Genomic DNA, 18,723 nt, shown 5'->3' with positions numbered 1-18,723 from the left:
GTCACCCTCAAGCTGTCCCAGGGCGAAGTCATCGCCTGGAACCAAGCCGCGACCCGGGTGCGCGTGGTGTCGGGCCGGGTCTGGATCACGCAGCGCAACGACCTGGTCGACCACTTCCTGCACCACGGCCAGTGCTTCGAGCTGCGCCGCGAACACGGCCCGGTGATCGAGGCCGAGCAGGAAGTGTGGCTGCGCTTCGAGCGCGATGCGCACTGGAGCCGCTGGCTCGGCCGGCTGTGGCGCAGGCTCACGAGGCGAGCCAGTGCGGCCGCTACAGTCACCGGGTGAGCAAACCCAAATCCATCTACACCTGCAGCGAGTGCGGCGGCACCAGCCCCAAGTGGCTGGGCAAGTGCCCGCACTGCAACGCCTGGAACACGCTGCTCGAAGGCGTGGCCGAGGCGCCCTCCAAGCACCGCTACCAGTCGCTGGCCGCCGCGCAGCCGGTGGCCACGCTGTCCGAGATCGAGGCCAGTGACGTCGAGCGCCAACCCACCGGCATCGACGAACTCGACCGCGTGCTCGGCGGCGGCATCGTCGCCGGCGGCGTGGTGCTGATCGGCGGCGACCCGGGCATCGGCAAGTCGACGCTGCTCTTGCAGGCGCTGGACGCGCTCTCCAAGACCGTGCCCACGCTGTATGTCACCGGCGAAGAATCCGGCGCGCAGGTCGCCCTGCGCTCGCGCCGCCTGGGCCTCGACGGCTCGCAGGTGCGCGTGATCGCCGAGATCAACCTGGAGAAGATCAGCGCCACCATCGAGGCCGAGCAGCCGGCGGTGTGCGTGATCGACTCGATCCAGACCGTCTACAGCGAGCAGCTCACCTCCGCCCCCGGCTCGGTGGCCCAGGTGCGCGAATGCGCGGCGCAGCTCACGCGCATCGCCAAGAGCAGCGGCACGGCCATCGTGCTGGTCGGCCACGTGACGAAAGAAGGCGCGCTGGCGGGCCCGCGCGTGCTGGAGCACATCGTCGACACGGTGCTGTACTTCGAGGGCGACACGCACAGCAGCTTCCGCCTGGTGCGCGCCTTCAAGAACCGCTTCGGCGCGGTCAACGAGATCGGCGTGTTCGCGATGACCGAGCGCGGCCTCAAGGGCGTGGCCAACCCGAGCGCGATCTTCCTCTCCACCCACGGCGAGCCGGTGCCGGGCGCCTGCGTACTGGTCACGCTCGAAGGCACGCGGCCGATGCTGGTGGAGATCCAGGCGCTGGTTGACAGCGGCGGGCCCAGCCCGCGCCGCTTGAGCGTGGGCCTGGACCGCGACCGCCTGGCGATGATGCTGGCGGTGATGCACCGTCACGCCGGCATCGCCTGCATGGACCAGGACGTGTTCGTCAACGCGGTCGGCGGCGTGCGCATCAGCGAGCCGGCGGCCGACCTGGCGGTGATGCTGGCCATCCAGAGCAGCCTGCGCGGGCGGCCGCTGCCGCGCGGCTTCATCGCCTTCGGCGAGGTCGGCCTGGCCGGCGAGGTGCGACCGGCGCCGCGCGGCCAGGAGCGCCTGAAGGAGGCTGCCAAGCTGGGCTTCAGCGTGGCCGTGGTGCCCAAGGCGAACGCGCCGAAGAAGGCGATCGAAGGCCTCACCATCCACGCGGTCGAACGCATCGAGCAGGCCATCGATCTGATGCGCGAGCTGTAATCTCCTGTGATGAAGTTCGCCGCCGTCAGCGACATCCACGGCAACCTGCCCGCGCTGGAAGCGGTGCTGGCGGACATCGCCCGCGAAGGCGTGGACGCCATCGTCAACCTGGGCGACATCGTGAGTGGCCCGCTGTGGCCCGCCGAGACCGCCGACCGGCTCATGCCTCTGGACTGGCCCACGCTGGCCGGCAACCACGAGCGCCAGGTGCTCACGCAAGCGCTCGCCGAGATGAGCAACACGGACGCCCACACCGCCCCGCGGCTGACACCTGCGCACCGCACCTGGCTGGCCGCGCTGCCACCCACGCTGCAGTGGCAACCTGAGGTCTTCCTCTGCCACGGCACGCCACGCAGCGACCTGCAGTACCTGATGGAAACCGTGACGCCCGAGTACGCACCGGGCACGAACCCCGGCGTGCGCGCCGCCACACGCGACGAAGTGCGGACCCGCCTGGGCGACACGCTGGCCGGCGTGCCGCACGCGCTCATCCTGTGCGGCCACACCCACACGCCGCGCTGCGAGCGCCTGGACGATGGCCGCATGGTGGTCAACCCCGGCAGCGTGGGCCTGCCCGCCTACGACGACGATCACCCCTACTTCCACCTCGTCAAGAACGGCACCCCGCACGCCCGCTACGCCCTCCTCACGCGCAAGCCCGCCGGCTGGGGCGTGAAGCTGAAGCGCATCGACTACGACTTCGAGTCCGCTGCCCGGCAGGCCGAGCGCCACCAGCGGCCCGACTGGGCCATCGCCCTGCGCACCGGACGCATGGCCGCCTGAGGGCCAGGGAGGGCCGGGAGTACCCGTCTGGCGCGCAGGCTAGATAAGATTCATTATCATTTGCATCTTGCTCAACGCGGATGCTTCCATGCCCTCCCCCCGTCTGTCAGATCTACCGAATGGTGCCCAGGGCACCGTGCTGGGCCTGAGCGCCAGTTCGCCGCAGGCCGACGCACAGATGCTGCGCCGCCTGGCCGAGCTGGGCTTCCTGCCCGGTGAGCCGGTGCAGGTGCTGCGCCGCGGCCCGGGCGGGCGCGAGCCGCTGGCGGTACAGATCGGCGAGACGCTGTTCGCGCTGCGCCAGGTCGAGGCGCAGTGCGTGGAGGTGGCCCAGCCATGAGCGACACCGCACTGCCAGGTCTTCGGATCGCCCTGGTCGGCAACCCGAACTGCGGCAAGACCGCCCTTTTCAACCTGCTGACCGGCGCCCGCCAGAAGGTCGCCAACTACGCCGGCGTGACGGTCGAGCGCAAGGTCGGCACCACCACGCTGAAGAACGGCCGCTCGGTCTCGGTGATCGACCTGCCGGGCGCCTACAGCCTCACGCCCTCCACGCCCGACGAGACGGTGACGCGCGACGTGGTGCTGGGCCAACGGGCGGACGAGGCCGCGCCCGACGCCATCGTGGCGGTGGTCGACGCGACCAACCTGCCGATGAACCTGCGCCTGGTGCTGGAGCTCAAGCGCCTGGGCGGGCCCATGGTGCTCTCGCTCAACATGGCCGACGTGGCGCGCGCCAAGGGCCTGAAGATCGACCTGGCCCGCCTGAGCGCCGAGCTGGGCATGCCGGTGGTGGAGACGGTCGCCGTGCAAAGCCATGGCCACGCCGGGCTGCTGGCGCAGCTGGAGCAGCAGGCCAGCTGGCCGGCGCTGCCGCCCGGCACCAGCGCCGCGCCGACGCCGGCCGAGCTGCAGCGCGAGGTGCGCCGCATCCTCGCCATCGCCGCACCCGGCGCGATGCAGTTCAAGCGCTTCAACCACCGGCTCGATGCGGCGGTGATGCACCCCGTGTGGGGCCTCGCGCTGCTGGCGGTGCTGCTGTTCCTGATCTTCCAGGCGGTGTTCTCCTGGGCCAACGTGCCCATGGACGCCATCAAGGAGGCCACCTCCACCACCGGCGAATGGCTCAACGCCACCCTCGCCGACGGCCCCCTGCGCAGCCTGCTGGTCGACGGCGTGGTGGCCGGGCTGGGCGGCGTGATCGTCTTCCTGCCGCAGATCCTGATCCTGTTCTTCTTCATCCTGGTGCTGGAAGACTCGGGCTACCTGCCGCGCGCGGCCTTCCTGCTCGACAACGTGATGGGCAAGGTCGGCCTGTCGGGGCGCGCCTTCATCCCGCTGCTGTCGAGCTTTGCCTGTGCCATCCCCGGCATCATGGCCACGCGCACCATCCCCAACTGGCGCGACCGCCTGGCCACCATCATGGTGGCGCCGCTGATGACCTGCTCGGCCCGCCTGCCGGTGTACGCCCTGCTGATCGGCGCCTTCGTGCCGGCGCGCAGCGTGGGGCCGTTCAACCTGCAGGGCATCACGCTCTTCGTGCTCTACGTGGCCGGCGTGGTGTCGGCCATGGCGGTGGCCTGGCTGCTCAAGCGGGTGTGGATCAAGTCGAGCTACCAGCCGCTGATGCTGGAGCTGCCGCCCTATCGTTGGCCCAACCTGCGCAACCTGCTGCTCGGCCTGTGGGAGCGCGCGCGAATCTTCATCACCCGGGTGGGCACCATCATCTTCTCGCTGACCGTGGTGCTGTGGTTCCTCTCCAGCTACCCGGCGCCGCCCGACGGCGCCACCGGCCCGGCCATCCAGTACAGCCTGGCCGGCCAGCTGGGCCAGGCGCTGCAGGTGATCTTCTCGCCCATCGGCTTCAACTGGCAGATCTCGATCGCGCTCGTACCCGGCCTGGCTGCGCGCGAGGTGGCGGTGGGCGCGCTGGGCACGGTCTACGCCATGTCGACCGCCTCGGGCGAAGTGGCCGACGCCCTGGCGCCGGTGATCGCCGGCGGCTGGTCGCTCGCCACCGCCTTCTCGCTGATTGCCTGGTACGTGTTCGCACCGCAGTGCCTGTCGACACTGGCGGTGGTCCGGCGCGAAACCAACTCCTGGCGCTACCCGCTGGCGATGGCGGCCTACATGTTCACGCTGGCCTACATCGCCTCGTTCATCACCTACCGGACCACGCTGTGGCTCACCACCTGATGCAACACCTGCTCGTCGCCTTGATCGTCGCCGGCTGCGCCGGCTACGCGGTGTGGGTCTTGATGCCTTCGGCCCTGCGCCGCACCACCGCCCGGCTGGCCCTGCGGGCACCGTGGCCGCAGGCCGTGGTGGCGCGGCTGAACAAGGCGGCGCAGGCGTCCACGGGCTGCGGCTGCGACGGCTGCGATGCCAAGCCCGCCGCCCCGGCGCGCGCAGGTGCCACCACCCACACCATCCAGATCCACCGCAGGCCAAAATCGCGCCCATGAATCCAATCGTGGGGTGGGGCCTGGCCGTGCTGGCCGTGGCTGCGAGCTGGCAGGCCTATGGCTGGCAGGGTGTGGTGATGGCGGTCTCGGTGATCGTCTTCTGGCTGCTGCTGCAGTTCAGCCGGGCCCTGCGCGCGATGAAGAACGCCGCCGGTGCGCCCAAGGGCCAGGTCGACAGCGCCGTGATGCTCAACGCCAAGCTGCGGGTGGGCATGACGATGATGCAGGTCATCACCCTCACCCGCAGTCTGGGCGAGCGCGTGAGCGAGACGCCCGAAGCCTGGGCCTGGGCCGACGCCGGCGCGAGCCGCGTGCGGCTGGTGTTCGAGGGCGGCAAGCTGCGCCGCTGGGAGCTGGAAAGGCCCGAGTCGCCCACGCCCTAAAATCGCGCTCTTGATCGAATTACAGGAGCCTGCCATGTCGATGGCTGACCGCGACGGGAAAATCTGGATGGATGGCGAGCTGGTGGAGTGGCGCGACGCCAAGATCCACGTGCTCTCGCACACGCTGCACTACGGCTGCGGCGCTTTCGAAGGCGTGCGCGCCTACAAGACGGCCAAGGGCACGGCGATCTTCCGGCTGCGCGAGCACACCGAGCGCCTCTTCAACAGCGCCAAGATCCTGCGCATGAAGATCCCGTTCACGCTGGAGCAGGCGATGGACGCCCAGCGCCAGGTGGTGCGCGAGAACAAGCTCGAGAGCTGCTACCTGCGCCCGCTGACCTGGATCGGCTCCGAGAAGCTGGGCGTTTCTCCGAAGGGCAACAAGATCCACCTGATGATCGCCGCCTGGTCCTGGGGCGCCTACCTGGGTGAAGAAGGCCTCAAGCGCGGCATCCGCGTCAAGACCAGCAGCTTCACGCGCCACCACGTCAACATCACGATGACGCAGGCCAAGACGGTGAGCAACTACACCAACTCCATCCTGGCCAACATGGAAGCCACCGACGACGGCTACGACGAGGCCCTGCTGCTCGACGCCTCGGGCTTCGTCAGCGAAGGCGCGGGCGAGAACCTCTTCATCATCAAGAACGGCGTGGTCTACACGCCCGACCTGTCGGCCGGTGCGCTCAACGGCATCACCCGCAACACCATCTTCGCGATCTGCAAGGACCTGGGCCTGGAGCTGAAGGAAAAGCGCATCACGCGCGACGAGGTCTACATCTGCGACGAGGCCTTCTTCACCGGCACCGCCGCCGAGGTGACGCCGATCCGCGAACTCGACCGCATCGAGCTCGGCAGCGGCTCGCGCGGCCCCATCACCGAGAAGATCCAGAGCGCGTTCTTCGACATCGTGAACGGCCGCAACCCCAAGTACGCCGAGTGGCTGACCCCCGTTTGAAGAGGCCGTCATGAGTGAACCCAAAGCCGTCGTCGAACTCACCGCCGCCGACCTGCAAGGCCCCGGCGTGATCGCCTGCCCCAACCCCAAGATGACACTGTGGAGCGCGCATCCCAAGGTGTTCATCGACGTGACGACCACCGGGGCGGGCAAGTGCCCGTACTGCGGCACCGAATACCGCCTCAAGGCCGGTGAGAAGGTTCACCACGGCCATTGAGCCTGCCATGAGGAGCCTGGTCATCGCGCCGCAGTGGATCGGCGACGCGGTGATGTCGGAACCGCTGCTGCGTGCGCTGGCCGCACGCGGCGAAACGCTCGCTGTGGCGGCCCTGCCCTGGGTGGCGCCGGTCTACCGCGCGATGCCGCAGGTCGGCGAGGTGATCGAGTTGCCCTTCGCGCATGGCCGGCTCGACTGGTCGGCACGGCGCCAGCTCGCGGGCACTCTGAAGGGCCGCTTCGACACCGCCTATGTGCTTCCGAACTCGCTGAAGTCGGCGCTGATCCCCTTCCTGGCGCGCATCCCGCGGCGCGTGGGTTATCACGGCGAAGGCCGCTACCTGCTGCTCAACGAGCGCCTGCCCAACCCTGGCGGGCGCCCGCCGATGGTGGCCTTCTACCGCGCGCTGGCCGGTGCCGGCGGCGAGTCCGACACGCCGCGCCTGAGCTTCGATGCGGCCGCGCTGCAGCGTGCGACAAGCGCTGTCTCGCTCCGCCCGCAAGGCTACTGGGCCTTCGCCCCCGGCGCCGAGTACGGCCCCGCCAAGTGCTGGCCCGCCACCCACTACGCCGAACTGGCGCGCACGCTGCACGCCGCGCGGGGCCTGCCCGTCGTGCTGCTCGGCTCGGGCAAGGAAGCCGCGCTGTGCGACGAGATCGCCCAGGCCGCAGCCGGTGCCTGCATCGTGCTCGCGGGCAAGACCTCGCTGATCGACGCCATGGCGCTGATCGCCGCCGCGCGAGGCGTGGTCAGCAACGATTCGGGCCTGATGCACGTGGCCGCAGCCTTCGGCATCCCGCAGGTGGCGGTGTTCGGCTCTACCAGCCCCGAGCACACGCCGCCGCTCAACGCGCGCGCGCGCGTGCTCTGGCTCAAGGACGAGCTGCAACTCGACTGCGCGCCCTGCTTCGACCGCGTGTGCCGCTTCGGCCACACCCGTTGCCTGACCGGCGTGGCACCGGCCCGCGTGGCCGCCGCGCTCGGCGACGCGCTCACCCATGGACAGTGACGCCAGCCAGTTGATGAGCGAGGCGCTGGTCGGCGCCGGCACCTCCGTCTGGGCCTGGGACATGGAAGCCGACCTGCTCACCGGCATGGACGGCAGCGTGGCCCTGCTCGGCTACGCCAAGGGCGAACTCGAGTCGACCCAGGCCGGCTGGGACGCGGTGATCCACCCCGACGACCTGGCCGAGAACGACGCCGCCTACCAGCGCCATGCGCGCGGCGAGATCACGGCCTACGAGAGCGAGTACCGCGCGCGCGCCAAGGACGGCAGCTGGCGCTGGCTGGCCGAGCGCGGCCGCATCATCGAGTGGTGGCCCGATGGCCGCCCGCGCCGCATGGTCGGCACGCTGAGCGACGTCACCCAACGCCGCCAGGCCGAAAGCGAGACCGCCGAGCGCGACGAGCGCCTGCGCCAGATCACGCGCCACGTGCCGGGCCTGCTGTACCAGTTCCGCCTGCCGCCCGACGGGCGCGGCGTCTTCCCCTACGTCAGCGAGCGCTGCCGCGACGTGCTGGGCCTGGACCCGGAGTCGCTGATGCTCGACGCCTCGCTGCTGTTCAACCGCATCGACATGGCCGACCGCCACAGCGTGGGCCGCTCGCTCGGCGACTGGACGCGAAGCCAGGCGGCGCGGCGCATCGAGTTCCGCTACACCCGCCCCGACGGGCAGCTGCGCTGGATGCTGGGTGTCTCGTCACCGCGCCCGCAGGCCGACGGCTCGGTGGTGTGGCACGGCTACCTCGAAGACATCACCGAGTACCGCGAGCTGGAGAAGGCGCGCGAGCTGGCCGCCACCGCCGAAGCCGCCAACCGCGCCAAGACCGAGTTCCTCTCGCGCATGAGCCATGAGCTGCGCACGCCGCTGAATGCGGTGCTCGGCTTCGCCCAGCTGATGGAGCTCGACGAAGCCGAGCCGCTCGGCCCGGCGCAGCGCCAGCGTCTCACGCTGGTGCGCGAGTCCGGGGAACACCTGCTGCGCATGATCAGCGACCTGCTCGACCACTCGCGCATCGAGGCCGGCCAGCTCGCGGTCGACCTGGTCGACGTGCCCCTGCTTCCGCTGCTGCGCGAGTGCAGCAACATGCTGGCGCCCGCGGCGCAGGCGGCCGGCGTGAGCGTGCAGATCGCCGACATCGCCGAGCCCCTGCAGGTGCGCGCCGACAGCACGCGCCTGCGGCAGGTGCTGCTCAACCTGCTCTCCAACGCCATCAAGTACAACCGCCCCGGCGGCCAGGTGCGGCTGGAGGCGCAGGCGCTCGGCCACGAGGTCAGCCTGCGCGTGATCGACAACGGCCTGGGCATCGCCCCCACCCACCTGCCCAACCTGTTCGAGCCCTTCAACCGGCTGGGCCAGCGGCGCAGCGGCATCGAAGGCACCGGCATCGGCCTGGCCATCACGCGTGCGCTGGTGACGCTGATGCACGGCCACATCGAGGTGCAGAGCGAACCGGGCCAGGGCTCGGTGTTCAGCGTGCGGCTGCCGGCCGCCTCACCCTACAAGACCAGCTTGCCGACGTAGAGGATCGGGCCGGTGGGTGCGCCCGTGGGCGAGCCGCCGGGCGGCTCCAGGCTCACGGCCAGCGCCGCGGTGTTGTCGAGCACCTTGCCGCGCTTGACCACGGTGGCGGCCTTCTCGGATATCACGCCCAGCGAGCGCGGCGCGCCTTCCGGCGGTACCGCCCACAGCTCGAGCGCACGATCGGGTTGCAACGCCACGGTCGTGATCGGCTTGGTGACCATCGCGCGGCCGTCCGCACTGATGCTCGCGATGAACGAGGCCGGCACCACACCGCCCTCGGCCGGCGCGCCGCCCGCCGGCGACAGCACCACGACGATCGGTGGCTGTGAAGGCTGCGGCAGCGCCAGCAGCACCGCCAGCGCGAGGGCCGCGGCCGTGGCCACGCCGGAGAAGGCGCGCCACACCGCGAGCCGACCCCACCAGCCCACGGGCTCTGTCGTGGGGGCGCTGGCGAGCAGCGGCGCAATGCGTGCCTCGATGCGCTGCCACACCCGCGGCGGCGGCGGCACCGGCGCGACGCTGGTGGTGAGCGGCATCAAGCGCGCTTCCCAGCTGCGCACCGCCGCGCGCAAACCAGGATGGGCGCGCATCAACGAAACGAAGCGTCGACGCGCCGGACCACGCAGCGTGCCGGCCACATAGGCGGCGGCCAGGCGGTCGGCGAGTTCGGGGCGGCTGTAGTCCATGGTGATCTGCTTACTCGGCCTGCATGTCGCGCACGACGGCGCTTTCGAGGCACGACTTCAACGACAGCAAGGCCCGCCGCACCCACGACTTCACCGTGCCCAGCGGCTGCCGCATCTGCTCGGCCACCTCGGCGTGGCTCAGGCCGTCGTAGAAGGCCAGGGCCACGCTCTGCCGCTGTTGCGACGACAGGCCCTCCATGCACTTGGCCAGAGCGCGCGCATCCGAGGCCTGGCTCAACAGGGCCAGCGGTCCGGGGGCATCGTCGGCCACGTTGTCGTACACGTCGCGTTCCTCGTCGTCGTCACTCAATGGGGCAGGCGCGGTCTGCGGCTCGGCCTGCTTGCGGCGCAGGCTGTCGATCGCGCGGTTGCGCGCAATGCTGGTGAGCCAGGTCAGCGGCTGGCTTTGCGCCGCGTCGAAGCTCTGCGCGGCCCGCCAGACATTGACATACACCTCTTGCAGCACGTCTTCGGCCTGCGCCCTGTCTCGGTTGATACGCAGCACCACGGCGAACAGATGCGCACTGCTCAGCTCGTAAAGGCGGGCAAAAGCCACACGATCGCCCACTCCGGCGCGGGCGAGCAGGCGCGAGAGCTCTCGGCTGCGTTCGCTCCAGTCGGCGGGTGACGAGACCACGGTCAGGGTGTGACGAGTTTCACGGGCGTGAGTTTATCGGCCGACCGCGGTGACCACGCTGCCAAGATTTAGGGGTGGTGAGGGGCTGGGCCGCGGCCTAGAGTGCGCGCTCGACTCACACACACGACAGGGGACACGACATGAACACCTCGAATCGACCCGCACTGCGCCGGACGCTGGCTGCGGCCTGTGTCGCCGCCTCGCTCGGCCTGTGGGGCATGAACGCCGCGGTGGCTGCAGGTGCCTGCGGCAAACACCCCTGCGTGTCGGCGCTGAGCGTGGTCAGTGCCGCGGGCGACGAGTTCCGCACGGCCCTCGCGAAGGTGGAGTTCGCCGGTGATGCACTTGCACCGCAGTCCCGGGAGGCCGTGGCCACGCTGGCGCGCAAGTGGTCCAGTGCGAAGGAGCCCTTGAAGCTGCGCGTGGCGGCCGACGCCAACCTGCAGGGCGCGGCGGCGCAGCGCCAGGCTGCCGCGCGCGCCGCGGCCTTGAAGCAGGCCCTGGTCGACGCGGGCCTGCCGGCGGCCAAGGTGAGCATCACGTCCTGATCGAGACGATCTCGCGCCACAGCGCGTCGGTGGGCGCGCTGGGCTGCAGGCCGCGCGCCGACAAGGCCCTCGCCAGGGCTTCGTACACCCGCACGGCCTCGGCCCGCTGCCCGCTCTGGGCATGCACCTGCATCAGCCGCCGCGCCAGGCCTTCGGCCAGCGGTTCCAGCCGCACCGCACGTTCGAGCAGCTCGCGCTCGGCACGCTGATCGCCAAAGCGCGCCATCAGCGTGGCCGCCGACTGCGTGGCCCGCACCACATCGCGCTGGCAGCGCTGGCGTTCCGCCTCCAGCCAAGGTGCGGGGGGCACGCCGGGCAGCAGTTCGCCCTGGCAGGCGTCGATGACGCGCGCCACCAGCGCGGCCATCTCGCTGGGCGCCGCACTGCCGCCGCCTTGCATCGCCTGCGCCTCCAGCCGCTCGATGAGCACACGGCGTTGCGCCAGGTCCGAGCTCACGCGGGCCGCATCCAGCGCCACGCGCCCGTCGCCCACGCGCACCAGCGAATCGTCGCCGAGCAGGCGGCGCAGGCGCTGGATGGCCATCTCCAGGTTCTTGCGCGCGGCGCCGTCATCGGCGTCCGGCCACAGGGCCTCCTGCACGGACAGCATGCTCGCGGCCTGCGAGCGCTCGCAGGCCAGCAGGCGCAACAGCTCCAGCGGCTTGTGCGGCGTCTTGCCCTGCTGTTCGAGCGGTGAGCCACCCAGCGTGATCGCAAAGCCGCCCAGCAGGCGCAGCCAGAGCGGCCACGGCCACTGCGCATCGGCATCGGCGGGCGCGGGCAACGCGCGGTCGCGGACCACCTCGCGCACGAAGACCGGCTCGATGTGCCAGCGCAGCGCCAAGGCGCACAGCTGCGCCGCCCGTTCGGGCAGCAGGCGCAGGAACATGGTGTAGCGCACGGCCTGCGCCCGGGCCAGCGCATCGGCCAGGGCCGTGCGGCTCGCCGCCTCGTCGCGACGGTGGTCCAGCCACGCCTGCAGCAGCAGGCGCAGGCAGGTGTAGACCTCGGCATCGCGCCCTGCATGCCGCGCCGCCAGTTGCTGCAGCAGCTCGCAGGCTTCGGCATCGCGGCCCAGCGCCGCGAAGATCTGCGCCTGGTCGGTGAGGAAGGAGGCCTGCTCGGGCGCCGACAGCCCGCTCGCGTCGGCGAGGCTCAGCGCTTCGCGCAGCGTCGCCAGCGCCTGCACCGCCTGGCCGCGCATGAGCTGCACGCGGGCGCGCATCTGCTGCCACTCCACCAGCTGGCGCGTGCGCCCGGCGCCCCACTGCGGGCGGATGCCCTCGACGGCGGCATGCGCTTCGTCGATGCGGCCGCGGTCGACGAGCAGGCGCACCATGGCCAGCGTGGCGAGCAGGCGAACGCTGGGCAGCGTGTGCGCCTGGGCCAGGTCGAGGGCCTGCCGCCACGCCTGCTCGGCCCGCGCGTGGCCGCCGATCTGGTAGTGCGCGAAGCCCACCGTGTAGAGCCAATGCCCGCGCATCAGCGGGCTGGCGGCCTCGAACGCGTCCGGCGCCTCCACCTGCGTGGAGAGCATGTCGAACTGCTCGTACTGCTGCTGCACGAAGTGGTAGTTGACGAGCACCTGCGCGGCGATCAGGCGCTCGTCGGGCGACAACTGCGTGCGCAGCGGCCGCAGCTGCGCCTGCACCCAGGCCGCCGCGAGGCCGGCTTCGGGCAGCACATCGCCGCCCAGCACCACGCGGGCGAGCACGCCCAGGCGCAGCCACAGGCCTTCCGTGTCGTTGCCGAGCGGGGACGGCCACCCCGCGGCGCGCGCCCGCTCCAGCCAGGTGCTCACCTGGTCCATCGCCCCCACGTCGAGCAGGCACAGCACCAGCGCCGCGTGCGCGCTGACGGCGCGGCCGGATGCGTCTTGCGCGGCGTCGTACCCAGCGTGGGCCTGCTCCAGGCAGGGCAAGGCTTCGGCACTCCCACGCATCAGGGCCGCCAGCGCGCGCCAGTACGCCACCTCGGGCCACTCGGCCAGCGACTCGGGCGGCACCGGGCGGCAGGCCGCATCGAGCAGGTCGGCCCGGCCCGCACGCCACCAGCCCGGGCCATGCAGACGCAGGGTCTCCCGGGCTTGCGCAGGTACCTGGTGGGCCGGTGGGGTGTTCATGGCGATGGCGCAGCGGAGCTCAGTCTAGGCCCCCCGAAAGAGCGGGCCGCGCCGTCCGAATCGCTGGGTGATCCGTGGGTGACCCCGCTCGACAGTGACCCCATGGCGCGGTGCCGTTTGTCCAGCCCCGTCATACATCAACCCGGACAGAAGGAGCACACGACATGGCTACGCAAATCCCCAAGGTCAACAAGGAACTGGTGCTGGTGTTCGTCAGCGCGGGCGTCAACAACGGCGCCTCCGGCTGGGGCATCACGCCCGGCGGCAAGCTGAAGAAGATCCCCGACAACAACCCCATCGCGCACCAGGTCGCGGCCGCGGCGCAGGCGCTGGCGGCGGTGGAGCGCTCGGGCCGGGCGGCGCAGATGCAAGACCTCGCACGCGTCGCGCAGTCCGACCTGGTGCACGCCGCCGCCGAGCTGGCCGAAGCCTTCCCTGCCTGACCCCCTCCTCTCACACCCTTCACATTCACATCCAAGGAGAATCCCATGAGCAAACTCGTACTCAAGCGCTTCAAGTGCAATGCCGAATCGAACGAGATCGGCGACGACAGCCCGCATTTCCTGGTGTTCCACGGCCGGCGCGGCCAGGGCGCCTCCAGCAGTTCGAACGTGGAACTGGTGCGCCGATCCGCATGGGACGACAGCGTCGCCCAGGGAGAGACGATCCCCGCCAACGCGACGGTGATCAATCCCATGAATGCCGACATCGTGATCGTGGCCATGATGGAAGAAGACTGGGACCCCGACTTCACCGGCCTCACGCTGGCCCGCCTGCGCGGCTGGATCTGCCCCTTCTTCAACAGCCTGGCCAACAGCGTGGCCTTCATCGACTCGAATGTCGCCACGCTGGTGCTGCAGGAGTTCCGCCGCGGCATCCAGAGCCTGCGCTCCAACGACGAGATCCTCGGCGTGAAGCGCCTGTCGCTGTCGACGCTCTCGCCGCTGACCTTCACCGGCGACGGCGCAAACTACAAGGTGACCTTCGCGATCGAGTGATCGCCCGCGCGGGGGCCCGGGGCGGCCCCCGTCCGTACAATTCAGGCCCCATGAGCCTGTCGAGCGAGTTCGTTCTCACCCTGTCGTGCCGTGATGCCAAGGGCATCGTCTTCGCCGTCTCCGGCCTGCTCTACCAGGCGGGGTGCAACATCCTCGACTCGCAGCAGTTCGGCGACCTGCCCGACGACACCGGCGTGCACAGCACCGGCCTCTTCTTCATGCGGGTGCACTTCGAGGCCCCGCCGCACCTGGCCAACACCGACACGCTGAACACGCTGCTCACCAGCGTGCGCCTGCAGTTCGACATGGACGTGAAGCTGCACAGCCGCGCACGCCGACCGCGCCTGCTGCTGATGGTGAGCCAGCACGGCCACTGCCTGAACGACCTGCTGTACCGCTGGCATTCGGGCCAGTTGAACGTGGACATCCCGGCCATCGTCTCCAACCACCCGACCTTTGCCGACCTGGCCGCGCGCTACGGCATCCCCTTCCACCACCTGCCCTTGCCCACCGGCGCCAGCGCCGAGACCAAGCGCGCGCAGGAGCGTCAGGTCGAGGCCCTGGTCAACGAGCACCAGATCGACCTGGTGGTGCTGGCGCGCTACATGCAGATCCTGAGTGCCGAGTTCTGCGGCTTCCTCAAGGGGCGGGCGATCAACATCCACCACAGCTTCCTGCCCAGCTTCAAGGGCGCCAAGCCCTACTTCCAGGCGCACGACCGCGGCGTCAAGCTGATCGGCGCGACGGCCCACTACGTGACGGCCGAGCTCGACGAAGGCCCCATCATCGAGCAGGACGTGGCCCGCGTGGACCACTCCATGAGCGCCGAAGGCTTCACGGCCGCCGGCCGCGACGTGGAGAGCATGGTGCTGGCCCGTGCCGTGCGCTGGCACGTGGAGCACCGCGTGCTGCTGAACGGCCAGAAGACCGTCATCTTCCTGTGAGACCCTGAGCGCACCATGGCCCGACCCAAGCCGCCCCCTGAGATCGCCCTGATGGCCTCGTCCGACGACGCCGAAGCGCAGTTCTACGAAGCCCTGCAGCGCGGCGACATCGACAAGCTGATGGCCGTCTGGGCCGACGAAGACGAGGTCTGCTGCGTGCACCCCAATGGCCCACGCGTGATCGGCGCCAGCGCCATCCGGGCCGCCTTCGACGCCATGTTCTCCAACGGCGTGATCGACGCGCAGCCCGAGAAGGTGCGCCGGGTCGTCACCCACGACAGCGCGGTGCACAGCGTGGTCGAGCGCATCCAGGTCATGACCGACGAAGGGCCGCAGGTGGCCTACGTGCTGGCCACCAACGTGTACGTGAAGACCTCGGTGGGCTGGCGCCTGGTGGCCCACCACGCGAGCCCCGGTTCGGCACAGGAATTGCCAGAGGTCGGCGAGACACCTTCCGTTCTGCACTGAGCTGAGTCACGTCATGCACAACTACCGCGCCCCTCGCTGGCTCGCGGGCCACGGCCTCGTCGGCGGCAACCTGCAAACCATCTGGCCGGCGCTGTTCGCGCGCAGCCACCAGGGCCCCAAGCCGGCCTACCGCCGCGAGCGCTGGACCACGCCCGACAACGATTTCATCGACGTCGACTTCGGCAGCTCGCCGCCCGACGATGGCGTTGCGCGCCCGCTGTTGGTGCTGTTCCACGGCCTCGAAGGCTCCTCGGCCAGCCACTACGCCCTGGCCTTTGCCAACTGGTGCCGCGAGAACGGCTGGCGCTACGCCGTGCCGCACTTCCGCGGCTGCTCGGGCGAGATCAACCTCGCGCCGCGCGCCTACCACTCGGGCGACTACGAAGAGATCGGCTGGGTGCTCCAGCGCATGCGCGCTCGGCACAGCGGCCCCATTGTGGCGGTGGGCGTGTCGCTGGGCGGCAATGCCCTGCTGCGCTGGGCCGAAGAGGCGGGCGACACCGCCTCGCAGACGGTGCGCGCGGTGTGCTCGGTGTGCTCGCCCGTCGACCTGGCCGCCGGTGGCCGGGCCATCGGCGAAGGCTTCAACCGGCAGGTCTACACCCGCATGTTCCTGCGCACCATGGTGCCCAAGGCCTTGCTCAAGCTCAACCAGCATCCGGGCCTGTTCGATGGCGCCAAGCTGCAGGCGGCGCGCAACCTCTACGAGTTCGACAACATCTTCACCGCGCCGCTGCACGGCTTTCGCAACACCGACGACTACTGGACCCGCGGCTCGGCCAAGCCGCACCTGCACCGCATCCGCATCCCGGCGCTGGTGCTCAACGCCCGCAATGACCCTTTCATCCCTGCCAGCAGCCTGCCCAAACCGCACGAGGTGGGCCACTTCGTGACACTCTGGCAACCCGAGCACGGTGGCCACGTGGGCTTCGCCCGCGGCCGCTGGCCCGGCCATGTGCTCACCCTGCCCGAGCAGGTGATGGGCTGGATGGGCACCTACGCGGGAGAGGAGACGCCCCATGGATGAGATCGTCAAGGCAGCTCTCAAGAAATGGCCCAACGTGCCTGCCTGCTACGGCTGGCTGGCACTCGACGCCCGAGGCGACTGGTACATGCGCGACGACCGCGTGCAGGCCGCCGGCCCCTTCCCGCAGGTGAAGGGCAGCCGCATCAACCACGAGAAGCTGCGCGAGTTCATCGACCGCAACTACGAGCGCGACGAGCACGGCTGCTGGTTCTTCCAGAACGGCCCGCAGCGCGTCTACGTGGAGCTCGAAGCCGCACCCTGGATCTGGCGCCTGGAGGCCCAGCCCGGCCAGCCGCCGCGGCTGCGCTCGCACACCGGCCGCGAGGCGCGCTTCGAGTCGGCCCTGGTCGACGAGGCCGGGCGGCTCTACCTCGCCACCGACCTCGGCCTCGGGATCGTGCACACGCTCGACATGGAAACCGCCGCCGACGCCATCGAGCAGGGCCACTGGGCGGTCGCCGAGTCACGCGGCGCCGAACTGCCGCAGCGCTTCGGCCACTGCCTGAGCCCGCAGGCCCAGGCGCCGGCCGCTCACAAGCCGTAGAACACGTAGTCGGCCGCGTAGGCCACCTGCTGGCGCTTGCCCTTGGCCGCAGCGTCGCAGCCGCTGGCCGGCGCCGCGCCCCCCTGGGTGTTGAGGCGCTGGATGTAGGCCACGCCCTGCATTGCGCCCATGCCGGTGGCCGGCTCGGCCTTCACCAGCTGCAGCGGGATGTTGCCGGCACCGCCCGGTGCCACCGCCATCTGCTTGCCGGTGACCTTGGAGCCGTCGTTCGCCTCCCAGGTCGGGCCGGCGTAGTACTTGCCCACGGGCTTCTGGTCGGCGGCATAGAGCGTGGCGACCGGGCCGACAAAAGCCCATTCGAACTGGCCCGCCATGTCTTTCTTCTCGCGGCATTCATAGGTCAGCTCGCCGCGGCCCACCGTCCACATCGTCTGGCGCGCGCCGGCCGGGGCACGCACAGCCTCGGGCAAGCTGGTGTTGTCGACCATCATCGGCGCCGGGCCGGTGGCACAGGCGGTGGCCAGCACGGTCAGGCTGGCGAGCAAGAGGGTGTTCTTCATGGGCATCTCCTGGAATCGGGGAATCGGATGGAAGCGCTCGACAACGAGTCGCTCGAACCCATACGCAGGCCGGCCGGGATCGGATGCAGGCATGAAAAAGCCGACCCGCTGGTCGGCTTGGTCGGGGAGCGCGGGGCGCTCAGTTGGCGGCGGAAGCAGCCGCTGCGGGGGCCTTGGGTTCGTCGAACTTGGCACCGCCCTTGTTGGCCATGAAGACCACGGCACGGCCGATTTCGAAGTCGCTGAAATCGCCGCCGCCTTGCGGGCCCATCGCGCCCTTGCCCTTGAGGGCGTGGGTCAGCAGGGTTTCGTAGCCCTGGCCGACGCGCGGGCCCCAGGCTGCGGCGTCGCCCAGCTTGGGGGCACCGGCCACACCGGCGGCGTGGCAGGCGCTGCACTGGGCGGTGAACACCTGCTCGCCGGTCTTGAGCGAGGCCGCGTCGTTGGCGTCCTTGATCTCGACGGTGGCCAGCGGGCGAATGCGCAGGGCCGTGGCTTCGGGCGACAGGGCGTCGCTGCCGGCGGCCGGCTTGCTGCTGGAACCCACGTAGCTGACCAGCAGCACGATCACCGCGATCGGGATGACGAAGGCAAAGATCACCGCCCAGATGAGCTGTTTGACAGTCTTGACCGGCCCTTCGTGCGGGGCATCGTCGTGTTCGGAGTGGCTGTGGTGCGGGTCGCTCATGAAGTCCTCGGCGGCTGAACCGTTGGGGGGTGGCGCAAAACCGCGGGATTATAGACGGCCCCTCCGCAGGGCCACCTCGGCGCCGAGGGGCCGCTGATAGAATCGCCGCCCTGTGCGTCCGTAGCTCAATGGATAGAGTACTGCCCTCCGAAGGCAGGGGTTGCTGGTTCGATCCCAGCCGGACGCGCCAGATCCCTCCCCCTCAGCGCACCCAGCGCAAGCTCGGCATCGCCGCCAGCCCGGGCCGATCACGCGCATCCACCTCCACCCGCGCACCCGCCTGCGCAAAGAGATAGAGCTGACCGCTCACCGGCCCGCGGATCGCCGTCTGGCCGGAGCCCAGGTACTCGAACATGATCACCGACAGCGCCGGCCGGGCGCCGAAAGCCGCAGCCGGTGCGGCGTGCGCCATGGCGGCGGCCTGGGCCGCTGCGCGCTTGCTTCCACAACACATGTTCATCTCCTGCTCAGGCGCCGCCCGCGGGCGGCTTGGGTAGAAACTTCTCCAGCACGATGGCCCCGCCCGACAGCGCCAGCCACAGCACGGCGCGGGCGATCCAATCCTCGTG

24 protein-coding genes and 1 tRNA gene are annotated in these 18,723 nt (G+C 70.3%); 19 read left to right on the top strand and 6 right to left on the bottom strand.

Going from position 1 to position 18,723, the window contains the following annotated elements:
- From VFL64_RS22265 to VFL64_RS22215, 11 genes are all read left to right on the top strand, one after another.
- Positions 1 to 288, top strand: a 288-nt coding sequence (locus tag VFL64_RS22265; RefSeq protein ID WP_489542576.1) for a DUF2917 domain-containing protein, incomplete at its 5' end; no start/stop codon positions are given.
- Positions 285 to 1,640, top strand: a complete 1,356-nt coding sequence (gene radA / locus VFL64_RS22260; RefSeq protein WP_489542575.1) for a DNA repair protein RadA — start codon at positions 285 to 287, stop codon at positions 1,638 to 1,640. The genes VFL64_RS22265 and radA, both read left to right, overlap by 4 nt.
- A 9-nt stretch (positions 1,641 to 1,649) precedes the next feature.
- On the top strand, positions 1,650 to 2,423 hold the full coding sequence (locus tag VFL64_RS22255) for a metallophosphoesterase family protein (RefSeq protein ID WP_489542574.1): 774 nt from the start codon (positions 1,650 to 1,652) through the stop codon (positions 2,421 to 2,423).
- Positions 2,424 to 2,511: 88 nt separating this feature from the next.
- Positions 2,512 to 2,763 (top strand): FeoA family protein, encoded by a 252-nt coding sequence (locus VFL64_RS22250; RefSeq protein ID WP_489542573.1) that lies wholly within the window; start codon positions 2,512 to 2,514, stop codon positions 2,761 to 2,763.
- A complete protein-coding gene (gene feoB, locus VFL64_RS22245) occupies positions 2,760 to 4,619 on the top strand; it encodes a ferrous iron transporter B (protein WP_489542572.1) in 1,860 nt (619 codons plus the stop codon). Before VFL64_RS22250 ends, feoB begins: the two co-directional genes overlap by 4 nt.
- Positions 4,619 to 4,888: a DUF6587 family protein gene (locus tag VFL64_RS22240; RefSeq protein ID WP_489542571.1), complete on the top strand. Its 270-nt coding sequence runs from the start codon at positions 4,619 to 4,621 to the stop codon at positions 4,886 to 4,888. Before feoB ends, VFL64_RS22240 begins: the two co-directional genes overlap by 1 nt.
- The gene (locus tag VFL64_RS22235; RefSeq protein ID WP_489542570.1) at positions 4,885 to 5,271 is read left to right on the top strand and encodes a hypothetical protein; all 387 of its coding nucleotides are present in this window, start codon (positions 4,885 to 4,887) and stop codon (positions 5,269 to 5,271) included. The genes VFL64_RS22240 and VFL64_RS22235 overlap by 4 nt, the downstream gene beginning before the upstream one ends.
- A gap of 34 nt (positions 5,272 to 5,305) precedes the next feature.
- On the top strand, positions 5,306 to 6,229 hold the full coding sequence (locus tag VFL64_RS22230; protein ID WP_489542569.1) for a branched-chain amino acid transaminase: 924 nt from the start codon (positions 5,306 to 5,308) through the stop codon (positions 6,227 to 6,229).
- Between the two features lie 10 nt (positions 6,230 to 6,239).
- A complete protein-coding gene (locus tag VFL64_RS22225) occupies positions 6,240 to 6,446 on the top strand; it encodes a zinc-finger domain-containing protein (RefSeq protein WP_489542568.1) in 207 nt (68 codons plus the stop codon).
- A 7-nt stretch (positions 6,447 to 6,453) separates the two neighbouring features.
- Positions 6,454 to 7,455, top strand: a complete 1,002-nt coding sequence (waaF, locus tag VFL64_RS22220; RefSeq protein WP_489542567.1) for a lipopolysaccharide heptosyltransferase II — start codon at positions 6,454 to 6,456, stop codon at positions 7,453 to 7,455.
- Positions 7,445 to 8,971 carry a PAS domain-containing sensor histidine kinase gene (locus tag VFL64_RS22215; RefSeq protein WP_489542566.1) on the top strand — a complete coding sequence of 509 codons (1,527 nt, stop codon included), beginning with the start codon at positions 7,445 to 7,447 and terminating at the stop codon, positions 8,969 to 8,971. The genes waaF and VFL64_RS22215 overlap by 11 nt, the downstream gene beginning before the upstream one ends.
- Here VFL64_RS22215 and VFL64_RS22210 read toward each other — a convergent pair.
- Positions 8,947 to 9,657 carry an anti-sigma factor gene (locus VFL64_RS22210; protein WP_489542565.1) on the bottom strand — a complete coding sequence of 237 codons (711 nt, stop codon included), beginning with the start codon at positions 9,655 to 9,657 and terminating at the stop codon, positions 8,947 to 8,949. The two genes, VFL64_RS22215 and VFL64_RS22210, sit on opposite strands and share 25 nt — an antisense overlap.
- Before the next feature lie 10 nt (positions 9,658 to 9,667).
- On the bottom strand, positions 9,668 to 10,294 hold the full coding sequence (locus VFL64_RS22205; RefSeq protein ID WP_489542564.1) for a sigma-70 family RNA polymerase sigma factor: 627 nt from the start codon (positions 10,292 to 10,294) through the stop codon (positions 9,668 to 9,670).
- A 140-nt stretch (positions 10,295 to 10,434) separates the two neighbouring features.
- Between VFL64_RS22205 and VFL64_RS22200 the strand changes: the two genes are divergently transcribed.
- Positions 10,435 to 10,842 (top strand): hypothetical protein, encoded by a 408-nt coding sequence (locus VFL64_RS22200; RefSeq protein WP_489542563.1) that lies wholly within the window; start codon positions 10,435 to 10,437, stop codon positions 10,840 to 10,842.
- Here the strand turns inward: VFL64_RS22200 and VFL64_RS22195 are convergent.
- Positions 10,832 to 12,964 carry an AfsR/SARP family transcriptional regulator gene (locus tag VFL64_RS22195; RefSeq protein WP_489542562.1) on the bottom strand — a complete coding sequence of 711 codons (2,133 nt, stop codon included), beginning with the start codon at positions 12,962 to 12,964 and terminating at the stop codon, positions 10,832 to 10,834. The two genes, VFL64_RS22200 and VFL64_RS22195, sit on opposite strands and share 11 nt — an antisense overlap.
- Before the next feature lie 164 nt (positions 12,965 to 13,128).
- On the opposite strand from VFL64_RS22195, the gene VFL64_RS22190 reads away from it, so the two are divergent.
- Genes VFL64_RS22190 through VFL64_RS22165 form a run of 6 tightly spaced genes read left to right on the top strand, consistent with a single transcriptional unit; the run spans position 13,129 to position 16,945 of the window.
- A complete protein-coding gene (locus tag VFL64_RS22190) occupies positions 13,129 to 13,407 on the top strand; it encodes a hypothetical protein (protein ID WP_489542561.1) in 279 nt (92 codons plus the stop codon).
- Between the two features lie 45 nt (positions 13,408 to 13,452).
- Complete coding sequence (locus VFL64_RS22185) at positions 13,453 to 13,962, top strand: hypothetical protein (protein ID WP_489542560.1); 510 nt, start codon at positions 13,453 to 13,455, stop codon at positions 13,960 to 13,962.
- A gap of 50 nt (positions 13,963 to 14,012) precedes the next feature.
- Positions 14,013 to 14,906 carry a formyltetrahydrofolate deformylase gene (purU, locus tag VFL64_RS22180; protein WP_489542559.1) on the top strand — a complete coding sequence of 298 codons (894 nt, stop codon included), beginning with the start codon at positions 14,013 to 14,015 and terminating at the stop codon, positions 14,904 to 14,906.
- Between the two features lie 15 nt (positions 14,907 to 14,921).
- Positions 14,922 to 15,374: a YybH family protein gene (locus tag VFL64_RS22175; protein ID WP_489542558.1), complete on the top strand. Its 453-nt coding sequence runs from the start codon at positions 14,922 to 14,924 to the stop codon at positions 15,372 to 15,374.
- Positions 15,375 to 15,387: 13 nt separating this feature from the next.
- Positions 15,388 to 16,401, top strand: a complete 1,014-nt coding sequence (locus VFL64_RS22170; protein WP_489542557.1) for a YheT family hydrolase — start codon at positions 15,388 to 15,390, stop codon at positions 16,399 to 16,401.
- On the top strand, positions 16,394 to 16,945 hold the full coding sequence (locus VFL64_RS22165) for a DUF2946 family protein (RefSeq protein WP_489542556.1): 552 nt from the start codon (positions 16,394 to 16,396) through the stop codon (positions 16,943 to 16,945). The genes VFL64_RS22170 and VFL64_RS22165 overlap by 8 nt, the downstream gene beginning before the upstream one ends.
- Here VFL64_RS22165 and VFL64_RS22160 read toward each other — a convergent pair.
- Both VFL64_RS22160 and VFL64_RS22155 read right to left on the bottom strand, forming a co-directional pair.
- Positions 16,933 to 17,466, bottom strand: a complete 534-nt coding sequence (locus VFL64_RS22160) for a DUF3455 domain-containing protein (protein WP_489542555.1) — start codon at positions 17,464 to 17,466, stop codon at positions 16,933 to 16,935. The genes VFL64_RS22165 and VFL64_RS22160 overlap by 13 nt on opposite strands.
- A gap of 139 nt (positions 17,467 to 17,605) precedes the next feature.
- Positions 17,606 to 18,154: a c-type cytochrome gene (locus tag VFL64_RS22155; protein ID WP_489542554.1), complete on the bottom strand. Its 549-nt coding sequence runs from the start codon at positions 18,152 to 18,154 to the stop codon at positions 17,606 to 17,608.
- Positions 18,155 to 18,268: 114 nt separating this feature from the next.
- Between VFL64_RS22155 and VFL64_RS22150 the strand changes: the two genes are divergently transcribed.
- Positions 18,269 to 18,344: transfer RNA gene (locus VFL64_RS22150), tRNA-Arg, on the top strand.
- A gap of 12 nt (positions 18,345 to 18,356) precedes the next feature.
- Here the strand turns inward: VFL64_RS22150 and VFL64_RS22145 are convergent.
- Complete coding sequence (locus tag VFL64_RS22145) at positions 18,357 to 18,608, bottom strand: hypothetical protein (RefSeq protein ID WP_489542553.1); 252 nt, start codon at positions 18,606 to 18,608, stop codon at positions 18,357 to 18,359.
- Between the last annotated feature and the right edge of the window lie 115 nt (positions 18,609 to 18,723).

It is taken from the genome of Rhizobacter sp. (genome assembly GCF_035702065.1).
Lineage (GTDB): Bacteria > Pseudomonadota > Gammaproteobacteria > Burkholderiales > Burkholderiaceae_C > Rhizobacter.
The sequence above is the reverse complement of the archived record's forward strand: the minus strand, read 5'-3'. Positions and strand labels throughout refer to the sequence as shown.

Excerpts from the sequence above, each read along its gene's own strand:
- VFL64_RS22255 (WP_489542574.1), top strand. The coding sequence starts at position 1,650 with ATGAAGTTCGCCGCCGTCAGCGACATCCACGGCAACCTGCCCGCGCTG.
- VFL64_RS22250 (WP_489542573.1), top strand. The coding sequence starts at position 2,512 with ATGCCCTCCCCCCGTCTGTCAGATCTACCGAATGGTGCCCAGGGCACC.
- feoB (WP_489542572.1), top strand. The coding sequence starts at position 2,760 with ATGAGCGACACCGCACTGCCAGGTCTTCGGATCGCCCTGGTCGGCAAC.
- VFL64_RS22240 (WP_489542571.1), top strand. The coding sequence starts at position 4,619 with ATGCAACACCTGCTCGTCGCCTTGATCGTCGCCGGCTGCGCCGGCTAC.
- VFL64_RS22235 (WP_489542570.1), top strand. The coding sequence starts at position 4,885 with ATGAATCCAATCGTGGGGTGGGGCCTGGCCGTGCTGGCCGTGGCTGCG.
- VFL64_RS22230 (WP_489542569.1), top strand. The coding sequence starts at position 5,306 with ATGTCGATGGCTGACCGCGACGGGAAAATCTGGATGGATGGCGAGCTG.
- VFL64_RS22225 (WP_489542568.1), top strand. The coding sequence starts at position 6,240 with ATGAGTGAACCCAAAGCCGTCGTCGAACTCACCGCCGCCGACCTGCAA.
- waaF (WP_489542567.1), top strand. The coding sequence starts at position 6,454 with ATGAGGAGCCTGGTCATCGCGCCGCAGTGGATCGGCGACGCGGTGATG.
- VFL64_RS22215 (WP_489542566.1), top strand. The coding sequence starts at position 7,445 with ATGGACAGTGACGCCAGCCAGTTGATGAGCGAGGCGCTGGTCGGCGCC.
- VFL64_RS22210 (WP_489542565.1), bottom strand. The coding sequence starts at position 9,657 with ATGGACTACAGCCGCCCCGAACTCGCCGACCGCCTGGCCGCCGCCTAT.
- VFL64_RS22200 (WP_489542563.1), top strand. The coding sequence starts at position 10,435 with ATGAACACCTCGAATCGACCCGCACTGCGCCGGACGCTGGCTGCGGCC.
- VFL64_RS22195 (WP_489542562.1), bottom strand. The coding sequence starts at position 12,964 with ATGAACACCCCACCGGCCCACCAGGTACCTGCGCAAGCCCGGGAGACC.
- VFL64_RS22190 (WP_489542561.1), top strand. The coding sequence starts at position 13,129 with ATGGCTACGCAAATCCCCAAGGTCAACAAGGAACTGGTGCTGGTGTTC.
- VFL64_RS22185 (WP_489542560.1), top strand. The coding sequence starts at position 13,453 with ATGAGCAAACTCGTACTCAAGCGCTTCAAGTGCAATGCCGAATCGAAC.
- purU (WP_489542559.1), top strand. The coding sequence starts at position 14,013 with ATGAGCCTGTCGAGCGAGTTCGTTCTCACCCTGTCGTGCCGTGATGCC.
- VFL64_RS22175 (WP_489542558.1), top strand. The coding sequence starts at position 14,922 with ATGGCCCGACCCAAGCCGCCCCCTGAGATCGCCCTGATGGCCTCGTCC.
- VFL64_RS22170 (WP_489542557.1), top strand. The coding sequence starts at position 15,388 with ATGCACAACTACCGCGCCCCTCGCTGGCTCGCGGGCCACGGCCTCGTC.
- VFL64_RS22165 (WP_489542556.1), top strand. The coding sequence starts at position 16,394 with ATGGATGAGATCGTCAAGGCAGCTCTCAAGAAATGGCCCAACGTGCCT.
- VFL64_RS22160 (WP_489542555.1), bottom strand. The coding sequence starts at position 17,466 with ATGAAGAACACCCTCTTGCTCGCCAGCCTGACCGTGCTGGCCACCGCC.
- VFL64_RS22155 (WP_489542554.1), bottom strand. The coding sequence starts at position 18,154 with ATGAGCGACCCGCACCACAGCCACTCCGAACACGACGATGCCCCGCAC.
- VFL64_RS22145 (WP_489542553.1), bottom strand. The coding sequence starts at position 18,608 with ATGTGTTGTGGAAGCAAGCGCGCAGCGGCCCAGGCCGCCGCCATGGCG.